The organism is Streptomonospora mangrovi, assembly GCF_027604915.1.
GTDB lineage: Bacteria > Actinomycetota > Actinomycetes > Streptosporangiales > Streptosporangiaceae > Streptomonospora > Streptomonospora mangrovi.
Map to the genome: position 1 here is coordinate 25792 of NZ_JAJAQC010000029.1, position 23277 is coordinate 49068.

Sequence of the window (23277 nt, forward strand, 5' to 3'; positions counted from 1 at the left end):
GGTCGGGTCGTCAGCGGCCCTCCAGGGCTCCTTCCAGGCGGGATTCCAGGGTGGCCAGTTCGCTGTCGGGGGGTTGGCCGTCGGACTGGCGGAGGAGGCGGTTGAGGTCGGTGTAGAGGACCTCGGTGTAGCGGGCGTAGTAGGGGCTCGTGGGGCGGTGGCGGGCGTTGGCGACCTCGTCCAGGAGGAGGCGGGTGTACTCCGCCCCCCGGCGGTCCTCCACCGAGGCGCCGGACTCCCCGGTGCCGCCGGGGCACGGCCCCTCGACCGCGCCGGTGTAGGCGTCCTCGCGGGCGGGCGAGTAGCCGCCGCAGTAGAGCAGGCGGCGCTGCTGCGCGGGCGCCGTCAGGTACTCCACCAGGTCCCAGGCCGCCTTCTCCTGGTCGGAGTCCCGGCTGACCGTGAGGCTCTGGCCCCCCAGGACGCTCTCGCCGGGCAGCGGCACGACGTCGAACTCGATGGGGTCGGCGCCCGCGTCGCCGCCGGGTCCGCCCCCGGCTCCGTCCCCGTCCTGGCCCTCGACCTCGGCCGGCGGGCCGCCCGCCTCCTCGCCGCGCGCCGGTTCGGCGGCCGGATCGCGGGCCAGCACGTCGTACCAGCCGGGCCAGTTGCGCATGGCCACGACCTCGCCGTCCACGAAGTGGCGGAAGCTGTCGTACTCGGTGGCGCCGTCGGTGAGGACGCCGGGGTGCACCGTGCCGTCGGCCAGCCCGCGCGCCACCAGGTCCACCGCCGCGCGGCCCGGCCCCGAGGCGAACGCCACCGGCCGGTCCTCGTCGGCCTGGCCGCCGCGCATGCCGTACATCAGCTCCAGCATGTTCACGGTCAGCCCCTCGTAGGGAGAGAACTGGCCGCTGTAGCCGTAGTGGACCCCCTCGGCCTCGGCGGTGACGCGCAGCAGGTCGAGGGTGCCCGCCCAGTTGCGCCCGTGGAGGTCGGCGGCATCCACCAGGTCCGAGCGGTAGTAGAGCAGCCCCACGTCGGCGATGAAGGGCACCGCCCACACCCGGTCGTCGTAGGTGACCGAGGCGATGGAGGGGCCCAGGACCGCGTCGACCGCGACGTCGCCGGGCACCGGTTCGATCCAGCCGTTGCGCGCGAACTCCGCCGTCCACTGGTTGTCGATGTTGAGGACGTCGTAGGAGAACCCCTCGGTCTGGGTCCAGCGCACGAACTCCGCGTGCACGAGGTCGGCGGCGCTGGAGATCTCGACCAGTTCGGCGCGCGGCTGGCCGGGCGCGCGCCGGTCGTTCCACTCCTCCACGAACATCCGGTAGAGGCCGGTGCCCGAGACGTCCTGCCCGGTGACCACGGTGATGGTGGCCGGGGCGGCCGCGCCCATCGGCCCGGCGGCCAGCAGCGTCCCGGTCACGGCGAGGGCGGTCACGACGGCGGTGACGGCCGTGGCCACCACCACGCGCGGCCGGCGGTGACCCATCAGCAGCCAGTCGAGCGCACGGGCGGACCCGCGCGGACCCGGCGGGCAGGAACGATCGCCGGACGCGGACGGCGGCGATGCGGTCATCCGAAACCTCCCTCTTCCCGCACCGGCATGATTCCGACGCCTTCCCGCACCGGCGTGCGTCCGAGGCCCGGCCGCGCGGTGCCGACGTCGCGGGGCGCGCACCGGGCGGTCACGCGCGGTGCGGCGGCACGGGCAGCGGTCCCGGGAGCGGTCGGGGTCATGGGGTTCGCGCCTCCCCTAGCACCCGTAATGCCGCCTCGCCGGGGCTGTCGGCGTCGGCGGGGACGCACTCGACCAGGGGGTGGGCGGCCAGGCCGGGAAGCCCGGCCACGTCGCAGGGGTCCACGCGGCCCCAGCGGCGGGTCTCGTCGCCGACCGCGACCAGCCGCACGCGCACGCCCGCCGCGTCGAGGCGGTCGGCCGTCTCCCCCGCGCCCAGGCCGCCGCCGGCGGGCTCCCCCACGCCGTCGGTGAAGACGACGAGCACGGGCGCGGCGGCCGCGCCCTCCTCCTCGCCTCCGCCACTTCCGCTGCCGCTTCCGCCGCCGGTACCCTCGGGCGCCTCCTCCCCCGACCGGGACTCCGCCCAGGCCGCCAGCGCCTCCGCGCCCTCGGCGACAACCTCGCGCAGCGGCGTCGACTCCCGGTCGGGCGCGAGCGCGGTCAGCTCCCGCAGGACCAGCCGGCCGGTCTGGTTGGCCGGCTCCACCAGCGCGGCGGCGTCGGCCGCCGCCGCGCCGCGCCCCTGCGGGAACGCCCACAGCCCCAGCGCGTCGCGCGGGCCGGCCGACTGCGCCAGCACGGCGGCCTCCTCCAGCGCCGTGTCGAACTTGCGGTTGGGGGTGCCCATGGACGACGACCGGTCGACCGCCAGCAGCAGCGCCGCGCTGCCCTGCGAGGAGTCGTAGAGGTCGAGCACCGCGCCCGCCGCGTCGCGCCACGCCTCGGGGTCGCCCTCGGGGTTGGGCAACTGCGCGGGCGCCGAGCCGATCCCCATTGTCACGCGCCCGTCGCCGGCCTCGTTGCGGTAGCCCGCGTAGGCGCCGGCCGCCGACGGGCGGGCGCCGGCCTCGCGGTAGGGCCGGTCGAAGGCGTGCGGCGGGTACTCCGTCATGAAGCCGTCGAGGTAGCGCTCGAAGCGGCGCAGCTCGGCGCCGAGCTGGGGCGCCTCCGTCACGGGCCGCGCCGAGCGCGCGTCGGCGCCCGCGCGCACGCCCGTGACGCGCACGAACGGGTGGTCCAGCACGGGCAGCTCGGAGGAGTACAGCGCGGTCAGCTCCGCGCCGGAGTCCGCCGGCTCCGGGCACGCGGCCCGCCAGGTGCCGCCCTCGGCGGCCTCGTACACCGCCGCCTCGGTGGTCAGCGCGGCGACGGGGACGGTGTCGTCGGCGTGCTGGGCGACCTGGCAGACGAGGTCGCGCTCGCTGTGGGCGGTGAGGCCCAGGGAGAGGTCGTGCTCGATCTCGGCGGCGCGGTCGGCGTCGAGCAGTTCGCCGCCGGGCGCGATGGCGCCGTTGGCGGCGTACAGGAAGGCCGTGTGCAGCATGGCGGCGGCGGAGTCGCCGGGGTCGGCGCGGGCGACGCGCACCCCTGCCGGGCCGACCGCCTCGATCAGCGCGGCGTAGGGGTCGTCCACGACCACGGCGTCGGGGTCGTCGCCGGTGACCTCGTCGGCGAGTTCGCGCGGCACGGCCAGCACGAGCGGGGTCAGGCGGGTGGCCTCGCCGACGTCGATCGCGGTGACCTGGGCCAGCGGCGCACCGCCGTCGGGCGAGGCGGTGGCGGCGGGGCTGTCGGCGCTCCCGCCCGCTCCGGCGGCGCTCCCGCCGTCCGCCTCGCCGGCCACCGTGGGCGCGCCGCCCGCGCCGCGCTGGGCGAGGGCGTCGCGCACCATCAGCGCCTCGACGGTGGAGTCGGGGATCCAGACGTGCGGCAGCGGCCCGAGCCGGGAGTCCCAGGTGCCCAGGAGGGCGTTGCGCATGCGCTGGCCGTCGTCGACGGCGTAGACGGTGACGCGGACCCCGCGGCAGCGCTCACCGGGCTCGGCGGCGCCCGAGCCGCCCTCGGCCGCGCGCTCCTCGGCGAAGGCGGCGGCGACGGCCTCGACGGCGGGCTCGCTGTCGGGGGTGGTGGCCACGACGATCTCGGTCGGCGGCGCGCAGGCGTCCTCGAACGGGGCGGCGAGCAGGGCGCCCAGCAGGACGAAGACGGCGACCGGCACGAGCACGTAGCGGACCAGGGGCACGGCGATGCGCGGTCTGCCGTCGCGCTGCGGGAAGAGGGCGGCCAGTCGCCGCCGCAGCCGCTTCGCGCGCGTGCCGGAGCGGGAATCCCCGGAGTCCGCCGGCGCGGGCGGCGCCAGCAGCGCCCACCACCACACCCCCGCCACCAGCCACACGAACACCGACCCGGCGAGCAGGTACCAGAGGGCCCGCACCCCCCACTCGGGCGCCGAATCCGGCACCCCGGCCCCCAGGACACCGGAGGTCAGCGTGGCGATGCCCAGGCTCAACCAGGTCAGCTCGCGCAGCAGCCCGGTCAGCGGCGTTTCGCCGCCCCGCGGACTCGACTCCTGCACGCCGCCGACCTCCTGCCAATGCCGCCCGCCCGCACCGGGGGACGACGGTCGCCGCCACGGCGGATGTGTGGTCCGAAATATACGGTGTTCCCTTATAACGGAAACAGCACCGAAATCGCGTGGCCGGATGCGGACTGATCGGATCAGTACGAGCGCGGCAACCGGCACCGCGAAGCCGTGCACCCAGCGCCACCACCGCTTTTCCCTCACCGGTCGGCGAATGGATCTTGTCCGGAGCGGGCGCCTTTCCGCCGATGGAGCGGTGCCATTGCGGATCCGCCCCCGGATTCCGCGTAATACGTCCGCAATGCGGCCCCGAGGACGCGTTAGGGCCGCGCGCCGCCCCGGTGCCCGTTTCCTTTCGAGAGGTTTCCGAGAGCGGGGCGGGTGCGGGCGGCGGGGCGGCTCTCGGTGGCCACCCCGCCGGGCTCTTTCTCGGCGGGCGGGCTCAGCGGCGGTGGCGGCCCTGGTGGCGGGCGGTGGGGCGGCACCTGCGGCGGGTGGCGAGGGCGACCACCGTGGCGGCCGCCGCCAAGGCCGCGAACGCGGTGATCAGCAGGCGGCGACTTTCCGGCGGAATCAGGGCGGGGCGGGTACGCTGGGATTTCATGGTTCTCCCTCTTCGGGTGGATCGCCGAGGGGGTCGCGTTCGTTGCCGGCAAGCTGGGACGCGGCCCTCTTCTTTTCCGGTGCGGACGGCGGTGGCGGGCCGGTCGGGTCGGCGCGGCCGTTCACCGCTGCGCGATGAGCGTCATTTGCACGTGCATATGCACGCCGATTCTATGCCGTCGCCACTTCCCCGGCATCAGGTTCGGCGAATTTCGCCGTGCGGCCGATAGGGTGCGGATCGGGCGCCCGCTTCCTGAGCCTTTCCGGGCCACGTCCTGCGCTTTTTGAGGGTGCGTCCCTTGACTTTCCAGGTCACGGGGCCGCGCACCTTTCCCCCGGCGCGACCCGCACGCTTCCGGGGCGTGCCGAACGCTTCCCCCGGCGCTACCCGCGCGCTTCGGGGGCACGGCGCACACCTTTCCCGGCGCGACCCGCGCCCTTCCGGGTCACTCCCCGCGCGGGGCTAGCCCGTCGAACGCCAGTGTGGTGACCGCCTCGGCGATGGCCGCCGCGTCGTAGCGGCCCTCCGGGCGGTACCACTCCACCAGCGAGTTCACCATGCCGAACAGCAGCCGCGCGGCGAGGTCCGGCGGGATGTCGGTGCGCAGGGCGCCCTCCTGTGCCGCCGCGCGGACCAGCCCGGCCAGGGCTGCGTCGATCCGGCGGCGCCGCCGCAGCGCCTCCTGCTCCGCCTCGCTGTTGCCGCGCACCCGCAGCAGCAGCGTCACGGCCGGCAGGTGCTCCACCAGCACCACCACGCTGCCGCGCACCGCCTCCTCCAGCCGCTCGTAAGCGGTGCCACCGCCCTGCTCGGCCCGGGCTGCGGTGTCGATCACGGCCGTCAGCGCGTCCAGCGCCTCGTCCAGCGCCGCCTGGAGCAGGTGCGCCTTGCTCGGGAAGTGGTGGTAGATGGCCGACTTGGTCAGCCCCAGCTCCCGCGCGAGGTCGCCCACGCTCGTGCCGTCGTAGCCGCGCCGGTTGAACAGGTCGATCGCGCGGCGCAGCACGGCCTCCTGGTCGTACCCGGGCCTTCCGCGCCGCGCCGCCGTGGTGGTGGGCGATGGCCGTGGCATGGGAACAGGCTCTCATATCGGACGTCGCGCCTCGCGGCGGGCGCCGCCGAGCCGGCCGCGCCGCCATGGCGGAGAATGCCCGTCATGAGTGACCACTACGAAGTCGTCTTCTCCTGCTTCCTGCGCGACGACACTCCCCGCCCGGTCCTCGCGGAGCTGCGCTGGCACCTGGGCGTGGACCCCGAGCCCCCCGAGACCGTCGACGTGGACCGCGACCCCGACCCCCTGCTGGACCCCGACCCCGACAGCCCGCTGCCCGGCGGCGACGTGGGCCACCTGCGCCGCCAGACCCGCGCCGAGGAGCCCGACGCCGACCCCGGGCTGCTGGAGCGCCTCCTCGACGGCCGCGAGGAGCGCCACGCGTGGGGCCTCTACAGCCGCAGCTACTGGCTGGACGACGACCTCGGCCGCGTCTCCGACGTGCTGGACCTGGTGGCGCCCCACGCCGACCACTCCGGCTACGCCGGGCACCACCGCGACGTCTACGGCACCGAGGTCACCCTGTTCGTGCTGGACGGCCGCGGCGGCTACGAGGTGCGCAAACCCGGAGCCTGAGGCCGCACCCGCCCGTCCCCGCCCTGTCCGCGCGCCCGCGCCCGGCACCGCGCCCGGCGGCACCCGGCCGGACCTGTCCCGAGATCGGGTCCGGCCGGGGCCGCCCCGGGCCGCGCGCCGCGCGGCCGCTAGAACTCCAGCACCAGCCGCCCCCGCACGCCCCCGGCCTCCAGCAGCCGGTGCGCCTCGGGGGCCTCCTCGGCCGGCAGGGTGCGCGCCACGCGCAGGGTCACCACGCCGTCCTCGGCCTGCTGCCGCAGGCGGTCGAGCTTGGCCCGCTCGCGGGCGTAGCGCACCACCAGCACGGGGTGGTAGGTGATGCCGCGCGCCGCGGCCGGGGGGTCGTCCGCGCCGTCGTAGCCCCGCACGGTGACGATGCCGCCGCCATCGCGCACCGCGCCGCTCACCGCCGCGTCCAGCACCGCGCCGTCGGCGAGGGCGTCGACCCCCTCGGGCACGGCTTCGCGGATGCGCTCGGCCACGCCGGCGCCGCGCGGCACGACCACGTCGGCGCCCAGCTCCGCCACCAACTGCTCGTCCTTGGGCGCGGCGTCGGCCACCACGCGCAGCCCGTCGGCCTTGGCCAACTGCACGACGTAGCCGCCGAAGGCGCCCGCCGCCCCGGTGACGGCGATGGTCTGGCCGGGCCGCAGGTCGAGCACGTCCAGGGCCAGGCGCGCGGTCAGCCCGTTCATGGGCAGGGTGGCCGCCGCCGCGTGGTCGGCGCCGGAGGGCGCGCGCACCACCGACTCCGCCGGCAGCACCAGGCTCTCGCTGTAGGCGCCGTGCGCGCCGTCGGGCACCACCACGGCCATCACCCGGTCGCCCACGGCGAGGTCGGTGCCGGTGCCCTCGCCGATCTCGTCCACGACGCCGGCGGCGTCCATGCCCGGGACGTAGGGCGGCGGGTCCTTGCGCTGGTGCCTGGCCCGCGCGCCGTTGCGGACGAAGGTGTCGGTGGGGTTGACCGCCGCCGCGCGCACGCGGACCCGGACCTCCCCCGGCCCCGCGTGGCGCTCGGGTACGTCGAAGGGGCGCAAAGCTTCCGGTCCGCCGTACTCGGCTACTCCGATGACTCGCATACCCCCGCCAACACGGGGGCCCGGGCGCCGGATTCCCGGGGCGCGACGCCGCAGCGGGGTCCGCCGCCTGGAGGCACGGGAGGCGGTGGAGCCCCGCCGCGGCGGTGCGGCGCTACGGGTAGCGCTTCCCCATCCCGCCGGACCGCCCGCCCGCACGGGGGCGGCGGGCCGGCGCCTGGCGGCCGCGCAATGCGCGGCGGGGCGGGCACGGGAAACGCTTTCCGCAGCGGCGCGGCATCCCGTCCGCCCCGACGAGCCTACGCCGACCCGCTCTGATCTGTAAACACGGGACTACGAGGAGTGTTGACAGCCCCGGGCGGCTCGCGCAGACTTTCCAGCGGGGTGTGCGCGGCAGCCGGAATCCCGGCCCCGGCCGCCGCGCGCCAGCGCCCACGCGAAAGCCGGGCGGTGGCGCCCACGAAACGCCACCGCCCGGCCCGTTCACCACCTTCCGGCGCGGCCCCGCCGGGGCCGCGCCGGCCGCCTCAGGAGGACATGAACTCCTCGTAGGCGGCCAGCACCTCGTCGGTCTCGCCGTCCATCACCAGGTTGCCGCTCTCCAGCCACAGCACCCGGTTGCAGGTGTCCTTGATCGACTTGTTGCTGTGGCTGACCAGGAACACCGTGCCGGCCTCCTCGCGCAGCTTGCGGATCCGCGCCTCCGACCGCTTGCGGAACTTGCGGTCGCCGGTGGCCAGCGCCTCGTCGATCATCAGCACGTCGTGCTTCTTGGCCGAGGCGATCGAGAACCGCAGCCGCGCCGCCATGCCCGAGGAGTAGGCGCGCATCGGCAGCGAGGAGAAGTCGCCCTTCTCGTTGATCCCGGAGAACTTGATGATCTCGTCGCGCTTGGCGCGCGCCTCCTCGGGCGTCATGCCCATCGCCAGGCAGCCCAGGATCACGTTGCGCTCGCCGCTGAGGTCGTTCATCAGCGCCGCGTTGACGCCCAGCAGCGAGGGCTGGCCGTTGGTGTAGACCCGCCCGCTCTCCGGCGGCAGCAGCCCGGCGATGGCGCGCAGCATCGTGGACTTGCCCGAGCCGTTGGAGCCGATCAGGCCGATCGCCTCGCCCCGGTAGGCGGTGAAGCTGACGCCCTTGACGGCGTGCACCTGGCGGCCGCCCTTGGGCTGGCGCCCGGTGACGAACCGCTTGAGCCGGGTGCGGGCGCCCTCCTTGGCGGCGGGCGCGGCGCGGCCCTTGGCCCCGGCGCCGCGCAGCCGGTAGACCACGTGCAGGTCGTCCACGATGACGGTGGGCCGGCGGTCCTCGGCGGCCGCCGCCTCGGCGGCGGGGGCGGCCTGCTCCCCCCGCTCGGTGGTGTCCTCGGTGCGCTGCTCAGTCACGGCCGTACTCCTCCTCAGCCCGCCAGAAGTAGATGAATCCGCCGACGAACGCGAGCAGGGCCCAGCCCAGCGCGAGCGCCCAGACGTGCGGGGGGAGCTGGGCGGAGGTGAAGCTGTCGATGAGCGCGAAGCGCATCAGGTCGATGTAGACGGCGGCGGGGTTGACGTCGAGCACCACCTGCACCCAGCGCGGGGCGTCGGCGGCCATGATGTCGATGCTGTACATGACGCCCGAGGCGTACATCCAGGTCCGCAGCACGAACGGCAGGAGCTGCGAGGCGTCGCTGACCTTGCTGCCGATGCGCGCGGCCCACATGGCCAGCCCGGTGTTGAACAGCAACTGCACCAGCAGCACCGGCACGATCAGCAGCCAGTGCAGCCGGGGCACCTGCCCCATGGCCACCACGATGACCGCCAGCACCGCCATCGACACCAGCATCTCGCGGAGCTGGATGATGACGGCCGAGATCGGCATGGCCGCACGGGGGAAGTGCAGCGCCCGGATCAGGCCGCGGTCCCCGGAGATCGCCTTGACGCCCGCCATCACGGAGTTGCGGGTGAAGGTGAAGATGAAGACCCCGGTGACGAGGAAGGGGATGAAGTCGGGGACCCCGCGGCTGGTGCCCAGGAGCAGGCCGAAGATGAGGTAGTAGACCGCCGCGTTCAGCAGCGGGGTGAAGACGTGCCAGAGCTGGCCGAGTCGGGCGCGGGTGTACTTCGTGGTGGAGCGCGCCTTGGCGAACTCCGTGATGAAGTAGCGGTGCTGCCATAACCTGCGGATGTACTCGACCAGGTTGGGCCGGGCGCCGCTGACGGACAGGCCGTACCTTGCGGCCCGCTCCGCGGCGTCGGACTCCGGCCGCTGGTGGGCGGCGACTCCGTCTAGTGCCACGCGTCTGCTCACTTCGGATCTTTCGGCGATTAAGGGTGGGCCGGGCTCCCGGCCGGCTCGGCGCCCAAGCGCATACGACAGAACGCAACCGTTTCGTCGCCTCGTAGCGTAGGGCGGAGTAGGACAGAACGCAACCGTTTCGTCCCTACGTTAGTATGGCCGCGTGACCGCCGCTGAGAGACCCACGTCGCGCCGCGCCCCGGCCGGGGCCGCGGTGCTGCAACGGGATGTCACACTGGCGATCCAGGCCGCCGTCTTCGCCGAACTGGCCGAGCACGGATACGGGCGCATGTCGATCGAAGCGGTGGCCCGCCGCGCGGGGGTCGGCAAGACCGCAATCTATCGCCGCTGGAACTCCAAGCTGCAAATGGTGATCGACGTGGTCTCGACGGCCGCCGTGAAGGTCATGCCGGTGCCCGACACCGGCAGCCTGCGCGGCGACATCCGCGAACTGCTCGACGCCGGCGCCCAGGCGATGCGGCACCCGCTGGCCTCGCAGATCGTACCCGACCTCCTGGCCGAGGCCGCCCGCAACCCCGACATCGCCGAGACCCTGGAGAAGGCGCTGCGCGAGACCCAGCAGGGGGTCAGCGCCGTCATGATCGGCAACGCCGTGGAGCGCGGCGAGCTTCCCGCCGACACCGACGTCGAACTCGCGCTCGACATGGTCTTCGGCCCGCTCTACTGGCGCGTGGCCGTCACCCGCAGCCCGGTCTCCCCCGACTACCTGGACCGCCTCGCCCAGGGCGCCGCCGCCGCCCTCGTCGGCGCGCACGGCGTCGCGCCCTAGCCGCGCCCCTCGATCCCGCCCTTCCGGGTCCGGCCGGCCCCCGCCGCGCGCCCCTCGCGCGCCCGCCGGAACCCCCGCTGTGCCGCCGCGCGCACCGCCCGCCGCCCGTGCACACCGCCCTTCCCGGGTTGTCAGCACGCCCCACTTGAGACCGGTTTGTTACGGAACATCGGCCGCCGGAACGGAAGCCGAGCTGGGAAACACCGCCCCGCTAGCAGGTGAACCGCTTCGACGGACGGCGGCGCGCCGGTGCTCACTGTGTGTGCATTGACACATCCGCAATGCCGCTGTCACGATTCGGCTACGTGTGGGAGCGCTCCCAATCCCGTTCCCGATCCGGCTTCCGACCCGCTCCCGCACGCGTGGAGACCCGCGCAGGAACCCTCGTCCATCCCCCTCATCCCCCATCCCCCTCAACGCGAGGACTCTCAATGAGCCCAGTTTCCCCCCGCGTCCGACACGCGGCGGGGGCGGTCACGGCCGCCTCCGCCCTGGCCCTCTCCCTGCTCGCCGGCGCGCCCGCCGCCGCCGACGAGGCCGAGCAGGTCGTCAACGGCGGCTTCGACAACGGCACCACCGGCTGGTGGCACACCGAGAACACCCCGGCCGAGGTGGTCGACGGCCGCCTGTGCGCCGAGGTCGAGGGCGGCACCGTCAACGCCTGGGACGCCATCGTCGGCCAGGACGACATCAACCTCACCGAGGGCGAGTCCTACGAACTCACCTTCACCGCCTCGGCGACCACCGACGTGGCCGTGCGCGCCCTGGTGCAGGAGCCGGTCGAGCCCTACACCGCCTACCTCGCCGAGCGCCCCGTGCTGAGCGGCGAGGCCCAGACCTTCAGCTACGTCTTCACCTCCGGGGCCACCCGCGACGACGCCCAGCTCGCCTTCCAGCTCGGCGGCGCCGACGAGGCGTGGACGTTCTGCCTGGACGACGTGTCGCTGACCGGCGGCGCCGAGCCGCCGGTGTACGACCCCGACACCGGCCCGCCGGTGCGCGTCAACCAGGTCGGCTACCTGCCCGACGGACCCAAGAACGCCACGCTGGTCACCGAGGCCACCTCGGCGCTGCCCTGGGAGCTGGCCGACGCCTCCGGCGAGGTGGTGGCCGAGGGCCAGACCGTGCCCGAGGGCGAGGACCCCAGCTCCGGCGAGAACGTGCACTCCATCGACTTCGGCGACTACACCGGCGAGGGCACGGGGTACACGCTGACCGCCGACGGCGCCACCAGCCACCCCTTCGACATCTCCGGCGCCTTCTACGAGGACCTGCGGGTGGACTCGCTGTCGCTGTACTACCCCCAGCGCAGCGGCATCGAGATCAGCGACGAGATCATGCCCGGCTACGGCCGCGAGGCCGGCCACGTGGGCGTGCCTCCCAACCAGGGCGACACCAGCGTGCCGTGCGCCCCGGGCTCGGGCTGCGACTACGAGCTGGACGTCTCCGGCGGCTGGTACGACGCCGGCGACCACGGCAAGTACGTGGTCAACGGCGGCATCTCCGCCTCCCAGATCATGAGCGTGTGGGAGCGCACCACCTACGCCGACACCGCCCGCCCCGACCGCCTCGGCGACAACACGCTGCCGGTGCCCGAGCACGACAACGGCGTGCCCGACGTGCTGGACGAGGCGCGCTGGGAGATGGAGTTCCTGCTCAGCATGCAGGTGCCCGAGGGCGAGGAGCTGGCGGGCATGGCCCACCACAAGATCCACGACGCGGAGTGGACCGGCCTGCCGCTGATGCCGGCCGACGACCCCCAGCCGCGCTACCTCCAGCCGCCCTCCACGGCGGCCACGCTCAACCTGGCGGCCACCGGCGCCCAGTGCGCCCGCGTGTTCGAGCCCTACGACGCCGACTTCGCCGCGCGCTGCCTGGCGGCGGCCGAGACGGCGTGGCAGGCGGCGCTGGACAACCCGGAGATCTACGCCCCGGCCACCGGTGTCGGCGGCGGCCCCTACAACGACGACAACGTCGAGGACGAGTTCTACTGGGCGGCGGCCGAGCTGTTCCTCGCCACCGGTGAGCAGTCCTACGAGGACGCCGTCATGGACTCCCCCCAGCACACCGCCGACGTCTTCACCGCCGCCGGCGCGAGCTGGGGCGCGGTGGCGCCGCTGGGCCGGATGAACCTGGCGGCCGTGCCCAACGACCTGCCCGACCGCGACCGCGTGGCCGAGTCGGTCGTGGCCGGCGCCGACCAGTACCTGGAGGCGATGGCCGAGCACCCCTACGGCCTGCCCTACGCCCCCGAGGACGGCGAGTTCGTCTGGGGCTCCAACAGCCAGGTCCTCAACAACATGGTGGTCATGGCCGCGGCCTTCGACCTCACCGGCGACCGCGTCTACCGCGACGGCGTCGTGGAGGGCATGGACTACATCCTGGGCCGCAACGCCCTCAACCAGTCCTATGTGACCGGCTACGGCGAGAACGCGGCGGAGAACCAGCACAGCCGCTGGTACGCCCACCAGCTCGACCCGGACCTGCCCAACCCGCCGCCCGGCACGCTCTCGGGCGGGCCGAACTCGGTGGAGAGCACCTGGGACCCGGTCGCCCAGGAGAACCTGGAAGGCTGCGCGCCGCAGTTCTGCTACATCGACGACATCGAGTCCTGGGCCACCAACGAGCTGACCATCAACTGGAACGCGCCGCTGGCGATCGTGTCCTCGTTCATCGCCGACCAGACCGGCGGCGGGGGCGACCCGGAGGACCGCACGCCGCCCAGCGCGCCGGGGGCGCCCACCGCCTCCGACATCACCGCCGACGGCGCGGTGCTGAGCTGGGACGCGGCCACCGACGAGGGCGGCAGCGGGCTGGCGGGCTACGACGTCTACCGGCAGACGGGCGAGGGCGCCGAGCGGGTGGGCTCCCCTGAGGAGCCGGAGTTCGCGCTGAGCGGGCTGGAGCCCGAGACCGAGTACACCTACCACGTGGTCGCGCGCGACGGGGCGGGCAACGAGTCCGAGCCCAGCGCGAGCGTCACGTTCACCACCGCGCCCGAGGGCGGCGGGGACGCCACGTGCGCCGTGGACTACCGCACCCACGACTGGAGCGGCGGGTTCACCGGGTCGGTGACGGTCACCAACACCGGTGAGGAGCCCATCCGCGCCTGGGAGCTGGCGTTCGACTTCACGGCCGGACAGACGCTCACCCACGGCTGGAGCGCGGAGTGGGCGCAGCGCGGCACCACCGTCACGGCCAAGGGGATGTCGTGGAACCGCGACATCGCCCCGGGCGCCTCGGTGACCGCCGGCTTCAACGGCCGGTGGAACGGGAGCAACCCCGCGCCCGAGGAGTTCACCGTCAACGGCGAGAGCTGCGCCTGACGGCGGACCGGCCGGGCGTCCCGGCGCGGCGGCGCCGCGCCGGGACGCTGACCCCCATCGGCCGGCCCGCGGCGGCCGGGGCGCCCCCCACCCCCGCCCCGGCCGCCGTTCCCGCCGCCCCTTGCCGCGTTGGCGCGGGGGCGGGCGGCGGGAACACCTCATGGTCCGGCGGGGGCGAGCGCGCACGGGCCGGGGCGGGGACACGGCACACTGCCCGAGGGCCGGAACCCGGCGCATGGCCCGAGGGCACCTGGGCAGCCGTCCCCCATGGACACCACGCGGACGCTTTCCGTCCTGGCCTCCGCCGCCGGGCGGGGCATGCTCGCCGGCGTGGCGGGCACGGCGGCGATGACGGTCTCCAGCACCCTGGAGGCGCGGCTGCGCGGCCGGGGCTCCAGCTCCGCCCCCGAGCAGGCGGCGGGCACCGTGCTGGGGGTGCGCCCCCGCGACGAGCAGGGCGAGCGGCGCTTCAGCACCCTGGCCCACTGGGGCTACGGCACGATGTGGGGCGCGGTGCGCGGCGTCATCGGAGCGGCCACCGGCGCCGCCGGGGCACCGGCGGCCCTGGCCCACCTCCTCGTGGTCTGGGGCGCCGAGCAGGTCGTGCTGCCGTCCACCGGCGCCGCTCCCCCGGCCTGGCGCTGGGGCGCCGCCGAGGTCGGCATCGACCTGCTGCACCACGCGGTGTACGCGGCCGCGACCGGCGCGGCCTACGACCTGCTGACAGCGGCGGCGCCGCGCTAGGGGCGGCGGCGGCCGAGGCGGCGCACCGGCCGCTGGGGCGGCCGCCGTTTCGGTCTCCGGGCAGGGCGGGCCGGCCGCGACGCCGGGCATTTCCCGCTCCGGGCGGGGTAGGCCCATCCGCGCGCCCGCCGGACACGCGCGCGGGCGACGCACCGCCGGGCGGGAGCGGCGCCCGCTCCCACCGCCGCCCGGCCCCACCCCTCGCCGCCGCAGCGCGGCCCGGACCAGGAGCACGCCCATGCCCCACCACGACGCCCGCCCGCCCGTCGTCCTGCTGCCCGGTTTCTGGCACGGCACCTGGTGCTGGAGCCCGGTGGCCGCCGAACTCACCGCGCGCGGGCGGCGCGCCGTCGCGGTGGACCTGCCCGGGCACGGGCTGGAGGCCCGGCCGCCGGCGTCCGCACGGGCGCGGCCCTTCGACCCCGAGGACTTCGCCACCGAGCCGTCGCTGACGGCCGGGATCACCCTGGAGTCGGCGACCGAGCACCTGCTGGAGCGCGTGGAGCGCATCGGCGGCGGCGGGCCGTGCGTGGTGGTGGCCCACAGCGGGGCCGGGCCGGTGGCCGTCCAGGCGGTCGAGAAGGCGCCGCACCTGTTCGCCCGCGCGGTGTACGTGTGCGCGTTCATGCCCACCGCCGGGCTGCCCGCCATGGCCTACATCAGCGCGCCGGAGAACGCCGGGGAGAAGGCCACGCCCGCGCTGCGCGCCGACCTCTCGACCGTGGGGACGATGCGGCTCGACCCGGGGTCCCCCGATCCCGACTACCGGGTGCACCTGCGCGACCTGTTCTACAACGACGTGGACGCCGCCGTGGCCGACGCGGCGATCGCCCTGCTCTCCCCCGACGGCCCGATCGGGATCATGGCGGGCACCACCGAGGTCACCGACAAGGGCTGGGGTTCGGTGCCGCGCACCTTCGTGGTGGGCACCCGCGACAACGCCGTGCGCCCCGACCTCCAGCGCCGGTTCATCGCCGAGGCCGACGCCCGCTTCCCGCGGACCGCCACCGACATCGTCGAACTGGACAGCTCCCACGCGCCGTTCCTGTCGATGCCGGAGCGCCTGGCCGAGGTGATCGACACGGCCGACGAACGCGACGGTCGAGACGGGCGTGCCTGAGGCGGCGGGGGCGGCGGGCGTGAGGAGCACGGCGGGCCGCCTGACCGCCCTCAGCCGTAGCGGTCGAACCGCTCGTCGTCGGCGAAGCCCCGACGGGCGCGGCGGGGGGCCGGGCGGGCGGCGCCCGCGCGGCGCTCGGCGACGGCGAGCATCAGCAGGATCGCGAACACCGCCGCGCCCACGCCCACCATCCACACCACCGTGGGCGCGTCGGCGCCCCGGTCCCCCGGAACCGCAGCCGCGCCCGGCGGCAGGGTGGCGGCCAGCAGCAGGCCCTCGCCCGCCCGCAGCGGACCGGCGGTGAACTCGGCGCGCTGGTCCCCCGGCTCCGCCGCGCAGGGGCGGCGGGCGCCGGGCGCGCCCGCGCGGCACTCGGCCGCCGCCACGCCCCCGGCCGCACCAAGGCGCGCGCGCACCCGGTCCACCGGGAGCGTCCCGCCGGTCGGCCACAGGGCGTGCTCCAGGCGCGTCCGGCCGCCCGGGAGGGCGGACAGCAGGCGGTCGTAGCGGTAGTGCAGGACGACCGTGCGCGGGCCGCGCGCGTCGGTCGGGGCGGCGGTGGGAGCCAAGGCAGGGGCGGCGGTGGGCGAGGCAGTGGGCGCGGTGGGCGCGCCGCCCAGGCGCACCGTGGTCGCCGCCGCCGTGGCGGTGACCGCGACCGGCCCCAGTCCCGCGTCGTCGGCCACGCGCACCCCGGTCAGGCCCAGCGGCCGTACCTGCCCGCCCACCCGCCCGCGCGCCGGGATCTCGCGGCGCACCGGGCGGGCGGACGGCCCGCCGAGGCGCAGGGTGACCTCCTCGCGCACCCGCACCGCGCCCTCCTCGGTGACGGTGATGTCGACGTCCAGCCGCGCGACGGCGTGCCCGGCCGCCGCCGGCCCCGGTGCCCGCTCGACCGCTCCGGCGGCCGGTGCCCCCGGCCCGGCCGCCGCCAGCAGCGCCACGGCACACACCGCCGCCGCCCGCACCACCCACCCCGCGCGCCGCCGCGCGCGGCCCGCCGCGACCCCCGGCCCGGTCCCCGCCCCCATCGCCCGCCTCATACCCCTTCGGATCGATCCGGCGCCGCCGGGGTTCCCGCGCCGCGCGGGCGCGCGGCGTCCGCATGCGGACACGCTCGCGGGAACCGACGTCACGCTGCGCGTCGTGACGCACCCCACTCAACGCGCGGGCCGCGTGACGGATGAAGACGACATATCGGGTAGGGACCCTCCGGACCGCACCGTCGTAGGGAAAAGGGGTCTGGCACATGCAGGGGTGGCCGTGGTGGGCCAGTGCGCTGGTGATGGTGGCCGCCGCCGCGGCGCTGTTCATCGGGGGCGGACCGTTCACCCGCCTGGTGGACCGCCTCGCCGACCGGACCGGCATGGGCGGGACCCTGGCCGGGATCATCCTGGTGGGCGCGGTGACCGCGCTGCCCGGCCTGATCACCAGCGTGCTGGGCGCGGCCCGGGGCGACGCCGAGTTCGCGATGAACAACGCGCTGGGCGGTATCGCCCTCCAGACGGTGTTCATCGCGCTGGCCGACGTGTTCTACCGGCGCGCCAACCTGGAGCACGCGGCGGCCTCGCTGCCCAACCTGCTCGCGCCCATCGGGCTGTCGATCATGCTGTCGACCGTCCTGCTGGCGGGCGCCGGACCGCAGATCACCGTGTTCGGCGTCCATCCGGTGTCGCTGCTGCTGGTGTTCCTGTACTGGTACTGGCTGCGGCTGTCGCGCAAGGTCGGCGACCACCCCATGTGGCGGGTCGAACCCACGCGGAACACCCAGCACGACGACCCCGACCCCTCCGCGCGGCGGCCCGGGGAGTCGCTGCGGTCGATGTGGCTGAAGTTCGCCGGGCTGGCGGCGCTGGTGGCCCTCACCGGGTACGCCACCGGCGAGGCGGGCCTGGCGCTGACCGAGCAGACGGGGCTGTCCAGCGGCGTGGTGGGCGCGGTGATCACCGGCTTCGTGACCTCGCTGCCCGAACTGGTGACCGTGCTCTACGCGGTGCGCATCCGCGCCCTGCACCTGGCCATCGGCGACATCATCGGCGGCAACGGGTTCGACGTGCTGTTCCTGTCGGCCAGCGACGTCGCCTACCGCGAGGGCTCGGTCTACGGCGCCATGACCGAGGGCGTGGTGCTGCTGGTGGCCCTGGGCATCGTGCTGAACCTGCTGGTGGCTGCCGGGCTGATCCGCCGCCAGGAGCACGGGATCGGCTTCGAGGGCGTGGCGATGTTCGCCTTCTACGCGCTGGGCATCGGCTTCCTGATGGCCATGGGGTAGGGCAGCGGCCGCCCCCCATGGGCGGCCGCGACGACCGCCGCCCCCAGCCTCCGCCCGCCCTCGGCGCCCCCGGCCCTCATCCCGGCTGGGCGCCGCCGGGGGCCGCGGTGCTGCCCGGGGTGGCGCGGAGCAGGTCGGGTTCGATGTAGATCAGTCCGGCGATGGGCACCGCCGCGCGGATGCGCTCCTCGGCGGCGTTGATGGCGCGCACCACGTCGCCCGCGTCGTCCCGGACGTCCACGGCGATCTTGGCGGCCACCAGCAGCTCCTCGGGGCCGAGGTGCAGGGTGCGCATGTGGATCACGGTGTCGACGTCCTCGCCCGCCAGCAGCGCCCGGCGGATGCGCCCCACGTGCTCGGGGCTGGCCGACTCCCCGATGAGCAGGCTCTTGACCTCCAGCGCCAGCACCACGGCGATGGCCACCAGCAGCAGCCCGATCGCGCCGGTGCCCAGGCCGTCCCACACGCCGTTGCCGGTGACCAGCGTCAGCCCCACGCCCAGCAGCGCGAACACCAGGCCCAGCAGGGCGCCGGTGTCCTCCAGCAGGATCACGGGCAGCTCGGGCGCCTTGGCGCGGCGGATGAAGGCGAACCATCCCGAGTCGCCGCGCACCTGGTTGGACTCGCGCACGGCCGTGCGCAGCGCGGTGCCCTCCATCGCCATCGACACCAGCAGCACGGCCACCGGGACCCAGTGCCAGGCGGTGATGGGGTGGGGGTCGGCGATCTTGTGCCACGCCTCGTACAGCGCGAAGCACCCGCCCAGCGAGAACAGCACGATGGCCACGAGGAAGGCGTAGATGTAGCGCTCGCGGCCGTAGCCGAAGGGGTGCTCGGCGTCGGGGCGGCGGCGCGCCCGGTGGCCGCCCACCAGCAGCAGGGCCTGGTTGCCGGAGTCGGCGACGGAGTGGATGGACTCCGCCAGCATCGCCGACGACCCCGTCAGCAGGTAGGCGACGAACTTGGTGGCGGCGATTCCCAGGTTGGCGCCCAGCGCCGTGACCACCGCCCGTGTGCTTCCCTCAGCGCTCATGACTTCCCCCGTCGGCGTCCGAGATCCCCGCGGTCTGCGCGAACCCGCGCATCCTACGCTCGTATCCGCCGACGTGCGCAGGCGCCCCGCCGGTCCTTGCCCGGCCCCCCGGACCCCCGTCCCCTCGACCCCCTCAGTCCGCCGTGGCCGCCAGCACCACCACCGGCCGGGTGCCGAGGGTGTGAGAGAAGCCCATGGGCCCGGGGTTCTCCACGGGCTCGGCGACGGTGCAGTCGCCCAGCACGCGCCCCACCCGGCCGCCCTCCGGCAGGGACGGGGTGATCTGCTCGCAGGCGTAGTCGCCGATCAGCAGGGTCTGCACGCCGGTGCCCGAGTAGTCCATCAGCATCTCGCCCTCGCCCGCCGCGAACGCCTCGGCCAGATCCATGGCCTGGCCGCAGGACATGTCCCACACCTGGGGCCGGACCTCGTAGCTCTCGCCGTCGGCCTCGACCCGACCGCAGACCGGCGTGACGATGAGGGAGCTCACCTGGGGCAGCGCGCCCTCCGTCGCCATGGTGGTGTCGGGCGGCTGGGGGTCGGCGATCTCGGGCGCCTCGTCCACCGCCGTGAACTCGACGCTGATGCGCCACTCCTCGTGGGTGTGCTCCAGCCGCAGCGGGTCGCCGGTCTCGGCGTCCACCCACAGCCGCCCGGTGGTCTGCGAGCGCTCCACCCGGCCCTCCGACAGCACGCGGGCGGTCATGGGGCCGGAGAACACCTGCGCCGCCACCCCGCCGACGTCCTCGGTCTCCTCCTGCTCCACCAGTTCGCCCGACTCCGCCAGGGAGGTGAGGGCGTCGGCGACCATCTGGGGGCCGTAGTCGCCGGCCGGGTAGTCGGCGGGGTCGGCGTAGGCGGGCGCCTCGCCGGTGGCCTCGTCGGCCGCGCCGTAGACGTAGACGGCGCCGTCGACGTTGGCCACGGCCACCACCGACTCCGCCGGCCGGCCGCGGCCCCGGGTGGAGGCGTCGCCGGGGGTGAAGTAGCCGCTGGCCAGGAACACCGGCCGCGCTCCGCCGGCGTAGGCGTACTCCATCTCGGTGCGGCTCGCCTCCACCGCCTCCTCGGGCGAGACGCCCAGGGCGGCGGCCTCCTGCTCGGCGTGCTCGGCGGTGTACTGCCGCACGACCTCGGCGGAGAACCCGCGCCCCTGCTCCAGGCGCTGCGCCGCCGCCTGCACGGTCTCCTCGGGGCTCGGCCCGGCCCAGGCGGTGTAGCCGGCGATCCCCCCGGCCACCACTCCCCCGCCCACCACGATGGTGGCGGTGGCCGCCGCGATCTTGCCCAGCGCGATACCGGCGGCCCCCTGGGCGGCCGCGCCGCCGGCGCCGGTGGTGCCGGCGCCGCCCAGGCCGCCCAGCGCACCCGCGCCCGCTGCGGTGCCGCCCGCTCCGGAGCCTCCGGCGCCCGCACCGGCGCCGCCGGCCGCACCGGCCAGGGCGTTGGCCCCGGCCAGGGTCGCGCCGACCGCGGCGGTGCCCGCCCCCAGGGTGACGCCGGCGGCGGCCGCCCACAGCGCGGGCTCGTGCCAGCCGGCGTCGATACCGCGCCAGTGCCGGGCCAGCGCCGAGCGCAGCCGGTCGGCCAGTGGCCGGGCGCGCTCGGGCCGCCCGTCGGGCGACTCCTCGTCCTCGCCCTGGACCAGGTCCAGCAGCGCGGTGAACGCCTCCAGCGCGGCGGGGCGGTCCTCGGGCCGCTTGGCCAGCGCCCGCTCCACCAGCGGCAGCAGGTCCGCGGGCACCCCGTCGAGGTCGGGCTCGCCGGTGAGGACGCGCTCCTTGAGTTCGGCGGCACTGCCCGTGCCGAAGGGGGCGCGCCCGGTCGCGGCGAGCACGACCAGGCCGCCCCAGGCGAACATGTCGACCGGCGGCGCGGCGGGCGCGCCCCGGTAGCGCTCGGGCGCCACCCAGCCGGGGGTGCCGTAGGAGGCGCCCGCGTCGGCGCCCTCGGCGTCGTCGGGCGCGGTCGCGATCCCGAAGTCGACGATTTTGGGGCCGTCGGGCGCCAGGATGACGTTGCCGGGCTTGATGTCGCGGTGCACGATCCCGGCGGCGTGGACGGCGGCCAGCGCCTCGGCGGTGCCGGCGGCGAAGGCCCGCAGCATGTCGCCGTCGAGCGTGCCGACCTGGCGGACGTGCTGGTGGAGGGTGCGGCCGGCGATGTAGTCGGTGGCCACCCACGGGCTGGGCGCGTCGGGGTCGGCGGCGTGCACGGCGGCGGTGCAGACGCCGTTGGCGCGGCGCAGCAGCGCGACCTCGCGGGCGAAGGCGGCGCGGAAGGCGGGGTCGGCGGCGTGGTCGGCGTGGACGGTCTTGACGGCCAGGCAGCGGCCGTGCGGGTCCAGCCCGCCGTAGACGGCGCCCATGCCGCCGGCGCCGATGCGGCCGACGATCCGGTAGGGGCCGATCGCGCGGGGGTCCTCGGGCCGCAGGGGGTTCAGCTCCACGGGGAGCGGGGCGGCGGCGGGCGCGTCGTCGCGGGGGTGTGAGGGCTCGCCGGGAGTGGCGGAGGCGCCGCTCATGGGGTGGGGGGGCCTTTCTGGTGGTACGGGCCAAAGCGCGCGGTGGCGCGCCGGGGGTCGGGTGGGCCCGGCCGCACCGGCGCGGCACCGGCGGACCGGGTGTGTGTGCCGCCGCGGCCGTGGCGCCGCGGAACGGACGGGATTCAGCGGGCCGCGCCGCCGCGCGCCCACACACCGGTCGTGAGGGTGGCCTTGCAGCGAAACGGTAGATTACGGCACTGACCGCCGTCGCGCCGCTGGCCACAGGCGGCCACGCGGCCGGCGCCGCCGGCGCGGGGCGCGGGCGGCTCAGCCGCCCGCGCCCCGCCCCGCGGCCGGCTTCTCGCCCGCTCCCGCGTCCGGTCCCCCGCCGTCGGCGGCGGTGCGGTACTGCGCGGTCTCCAGGTGGGCGAACTCGGTGCGGCGGTAGGCGGTGTGGGCGGCCAGCGCCCGCTGCCATGAGTCGGGGGTGGCGCGCTCGGCCTCGCGCAGCCGGGCGTTGGGCAGGGCGATCAGCGGCACGAACGGGGCGATGTCCTCGGCGGGGATCCCCAGCGCGTCGGCGGCGGTGTCGCCCTGCATCAGCCGGGTCAGGGCGTGCAGCATGCGGCGCGCCTCGGGCTCGGCCAGGCCCAGCAGGGAGCCCAGTTGGCCGCCGGCCAGGGCGTCGATGAGGGCGTGCACCAGGGCGCGGGCGTGGTCGTCGGGGGGGTCGTTGGCCGCCTCCAGCAGGTCGAGCAGGGCGCCGGCCGTGGCGTGGTCGGCGGCGCCGGCGTGGAAGTCGGGGTCCACGCCCATCAGCGCGGCGACGGTGTGCCAGTAGCGGTAGAGGTCGCGCTCCTCCTCAGGGGTGAGGGCGATCCCCACGCGCGCCAGCGCGCGGAAGGGCACCACGGTGAAGTCCAGCCAGGTGCGCGCCAGGTCGACCTGGTTGACGGGCACGCCCCACCGCGCGGTGTCCCAGCCGCGCCTCTGGGCGGCCGCGCGCACGCGGGCGTGCAGCAGGCGCACCTGGACGCTGTCGACGTAGCCGGGCGCGCCCACGCGCAGCCCGCCGGGCAGGATCGCGTTGACCCGCCACAGGCCGGTCTCGGCCAGCCGCCGCTCGGCGTCGCCGGTCAGGCGGCCCGTGCCGGTGAGGACCCGGGCGATGGCCGGCGCGCTGTAGGTGTGCACCAGCGAGCCCAGCGCGAAGCTGATGCGGCTCCAGAAGGCGTCGACGGTCATGGACGCGACGTCGCCGCGCTCCAGCAGGGCGGGGTCGGCCGCCGCGACGGCGGCCTCGGCGTCGGCGAGCAGGGCGGCGACGGCGGGCGGGGGGTCGGTGAGGGCGGCCAGGCCCTCGCGCAGGCCGGTGGCGAGCGCGGCGCGGGCGGGCGCGGCCGCGCCGCCGGAGAGTTCGGCGACGGCGGCGTCGGCGAGGGGGTCGCCCATGGCCAGGCCCCGGCTCAGCAGCCGCGGGCCGGCCGCGCCGTGGCGGGCCGCCACCGCCTCGGGGTCGCGCAGCCGCGGCGCAGCGGTGGTCGAGGGGTTGTCGGTCATGGCTGCCTTCCCACCGTCGGCCCACGCCGTGGGCATGATCACCGAGCGCAGACTACCGACTACGCGAACGTGTCGGCGCCGGGGTCGGTTCCCGGCGCGGTGGAGGGCGCCACGGGGCGGCAGGGGGCGGGCCGGCAGTGGAACTGGAACCCGCAAATCGCGAAATTCCTTCACATCTCACCGCGGAAGTGCGGCGGACCGGCTCCCCGGACGGGCGAAGGGGGCGAAAAAGGGTTCGACCGAATTACCCGGAGAGGAGGTGTACATACGGTTCGCCGGTGTCCATCCCGGCTATTTTCCCCGCGCCGTTGCCCCGAGAATAGCGCGAACCGGCGGCGGTCACCGAGGGT

17 protein-coding genes are annotated in these 23277 nt (G+C 75.7%); 6 read left to right on the plus strand and 11 right to left on the minus strand.

Annotation, left to right across the window (positions count from 1 at the left end; all coding sequences use genetic code 11):
• Positions 1 to 10: 10 nt before the first annotated feature.
• The 4 genes from LG943_RS17125 to LG943_RS17140 form a co-directional block, all read right to left on the minus strand.
• A complete protein-coding gene (locus LG943_RS17125) occupies positions 11 to 1438 on the minus strand; it encodes an extracellular solute-binding protein (protein WP_270073300.1) in 1428 nt (475 codons plus the stop codon).
• A gap of 244 nt (positions 1439 to 1682) precedes the next feature.
• Positions 1683 to 4043, minus strand: a complete 2361-nt coding sequence (locus LG943_RS17130; protein WP_270073301.1) for a vWA domain-containing protein — start codon at positions 4041 to 4043, stop codon at positions 1683 to 1685.
• Positions 4044 to 4491: 448 nt separating this feature from the next.
• Positions 4492 to 4653: a hypothetical protein gene (locus LG943_RS17135; RefSeq protein ID WP_270073302.1), complete on the minus strand. Its 162-nt coding sequence runs from the start codon at positions 4651 to 4653 to the stop codon at positions 4492 to 4494.
• A gap of 445 nt (positions 4654 to 5098) precedes the next feature.
• Positions 5099 to 5725 carry a TetR/AcrR family transcriptional regulator gene (locus LG943_RS17140; protein ID WP_270073303.1) on the minus strand — a complete coding sequence of 209 codons (627 nt, stop codon included), beginning with the start codon at positions 5723 to 5725 and terminating at the stop codon, positions 5099 to 5101.
• An 84-nt stretch (positions 5726 to 5809) separates the two neighbouring features.
• Here LG943_RS17140 and LG943_RS17145 point away from each other — a divergent pair, with 84 nt between their 5' ends.
• The gene (locus tag LG943_RS17145) at positions 5810 to 6280 is read left to right on the plus strand and encodes a hypothetical protein (protein ID WP_270073304.1); all 471 of its coding nucleotides are present in this window, start codon (positions 5810 to 5812) and stop codon (positions 6278 to 6280) included.
• 128 nt (positions 6281 to 6408) lie between these two features.
• Here LG943_RS17145 and LG943_RS17150 read toward each other — a convergent pair whose 3' ends face one another.
• The 3 genes from LG943_RS17150 to LG943_RS17160 all read right to left on the minus strand — a co-directional run bounded on the left by LG943_RS17150 (position 6409) and on the right by LG943_RS17160 (position 9597).
• Positions 6409 to 7362, minus strand: a complete 954-nt coding sequence (locus LG943_RS17150; RefSeq protein ID WP_270073305.1) for an NADP-dependent oxidoreductase — start codon at positions 7360 to 7362, stop codon at positions 6409 to 6411.
• Positions 7363 to 7847: 485 nt separating this feature from the next.
• Positions 7848 to 8705: an ABC transporter ATP-binding protein gene (locus tag LG943_RS17155; protein WP_408648603.1), complete on the minus strand. Its 858-nt coding sequence runs from the start codon at positions 8703 to 8705 to the stop codon at positions 7848 to 7850.
• A complete protein-coding gene (locus LG943_RS17160; RefSeq protein ID WP_270073306.1) occupies positions 8698 to 9597 on the minus strand; it encodes an ABC transporter permease in 900 nt (299 codons plus the stop codon). The genes LG943_RS17155 and LG943_RS17160 overlap by 8 nt, the downstream gene beginning before the upstream one ends.
• Positions 9598 to 9760: 163 nt before the next feature.
• Here LG943_RS17160 and LG943_RS17165 point away from each other — a divergent pair, with 163 nt between their 5' ends.
• The 4 genes from LG943_RS17165 to LG943_RS17180 all read left to right on the plus strand — a co-directional run bounded on the left by LG943_RS17165 (position 9761) and on the right by LG943_RS17180 (position 15577).
• Positions 9761 to 10387 (plus strand): TetR/AcrR family transcriptional regulator, encoded by a 627-nt coding sequence (locus LG943_RS17165; RefSeq protein WP_270073307.1) that lies wholly within the window; start codon positions 9761 to 9763, stop codon positions 10385 to 10387.
• Positions 10388 to 10818: 431 nt separating this feature from the next.
• Complete coding sequence (locus tag LG943_RS17170) at positions 10819 to 13713, plus strand: glycoside hydrolase family 9 protein (protein ID WP_270073308.1); 2895 nt, start codon at positions 10819 to 10821, stop codon at positions 13711 to 13713.
• 267 nt (positions 13714 to 13980) lie between these two features.
• Positions 13981 to 14457 carry a hypothetical protein gene (locus tag LG943_RS17175; RefSeq protein ID WP_270073309.1) on the plus strand — a complete coding sequence of 159 codons (477 nt, stop codon included), beginning with the start codon at positions 13981 to 13983 and terminating at the stop codon, positions 14455 to 14457.
• Positions 14458 to 14695: 238 nt separating this feature from the next.
• The gene (locus LG943_RS17180) at positions 14696 to 15577 is read left to right on the plus strand and encodes an alpha/beta fold hydrolase (protein ID WP_270073310.1); all 882 of its coding nucleotides are present in this window, start codon (positions 14696 to 14698) and stop codon (positions 15575 to 15577) included.
• A 50-nt stretch (positions 15578 to 15627) separates the two neighbouring features.
• Here the strand turns inward: LG943_RS17180 and LG943_RS17185 are convergent, their stop codons facing one another.
• Positions 15628 to 16608, minus strand: coding sequence for a DUF2207 domain-containing protein (locus LG943_RS17185; protein ID WP_270073311.1), 981 nt, complete (start codon positions 16606 to 16608; stop codon positions 15628 to 15630).
• Between the two features lie 218 nt (positions 16609 to 16826).
• Here LG943_RS17185 and LG943_RS17190 point away from each other — a divergent pair, with 218 nt between their 5' ends.
• Positions 16827 to 17849, plus strand: coding sequence for a sodium:calcium antiporter (locus LG943_RS17190; protein WP_270073312.1), 1023 nt, complete (start codon positions 16827 to 16829; stop codon positions 17847 to 17849).
• Positions 17850 to 17925: 76 nt separating this feature from the next.
• On the opposite strand, the gene LG943_RS17195 is transcribed toward LG943_RS17190, so the two are convergent.
• The 3 genes from LG943_RS17195 to LG943_RS17205 all read right to left on the minus strand — a co-directional run bounded on the left by LG943_RS17195 (position 17926) and on the right by LG943_RS17205 (position 22927).
• On the minus strand, positions 17926 to 18882 hold the full coding sequence (locus LG943_RS17195) for a cation diffusion facilitator family transporter (protein ID WP_270073313.1): 957 nt from the start codon (positions 18880 to 18882) through the stop codon (positions 17926 to 17928).
• A 133-nt stretch (positions 18883 to 19015) separates the two neighbouring features.
• A complete protein-coding gene (locus tag LG943_RS17200) occupies positions 19016 to 21406 on the minus strand; it encodes a serine/threonine-protein kinase (RefSeq protein ID WP_270073314.1) in 2391 nt (796 codons plus the stop codon).
• A 288-nt stretch (positions 21407 to 21694) separates the two neighbouring features.
• Positions 21695 to 22927, minus strand: a complete 1233-nt coding sequence (locus LG943_RS17205; protein ID WP_270073315.1) for an oxygenase MpaB family protein — start codon at positions 22925 to 22927, stop codon at positions 21695 to 21697.
• Positions 22928 to 23277: the final 350 nt, after the last annotated feature.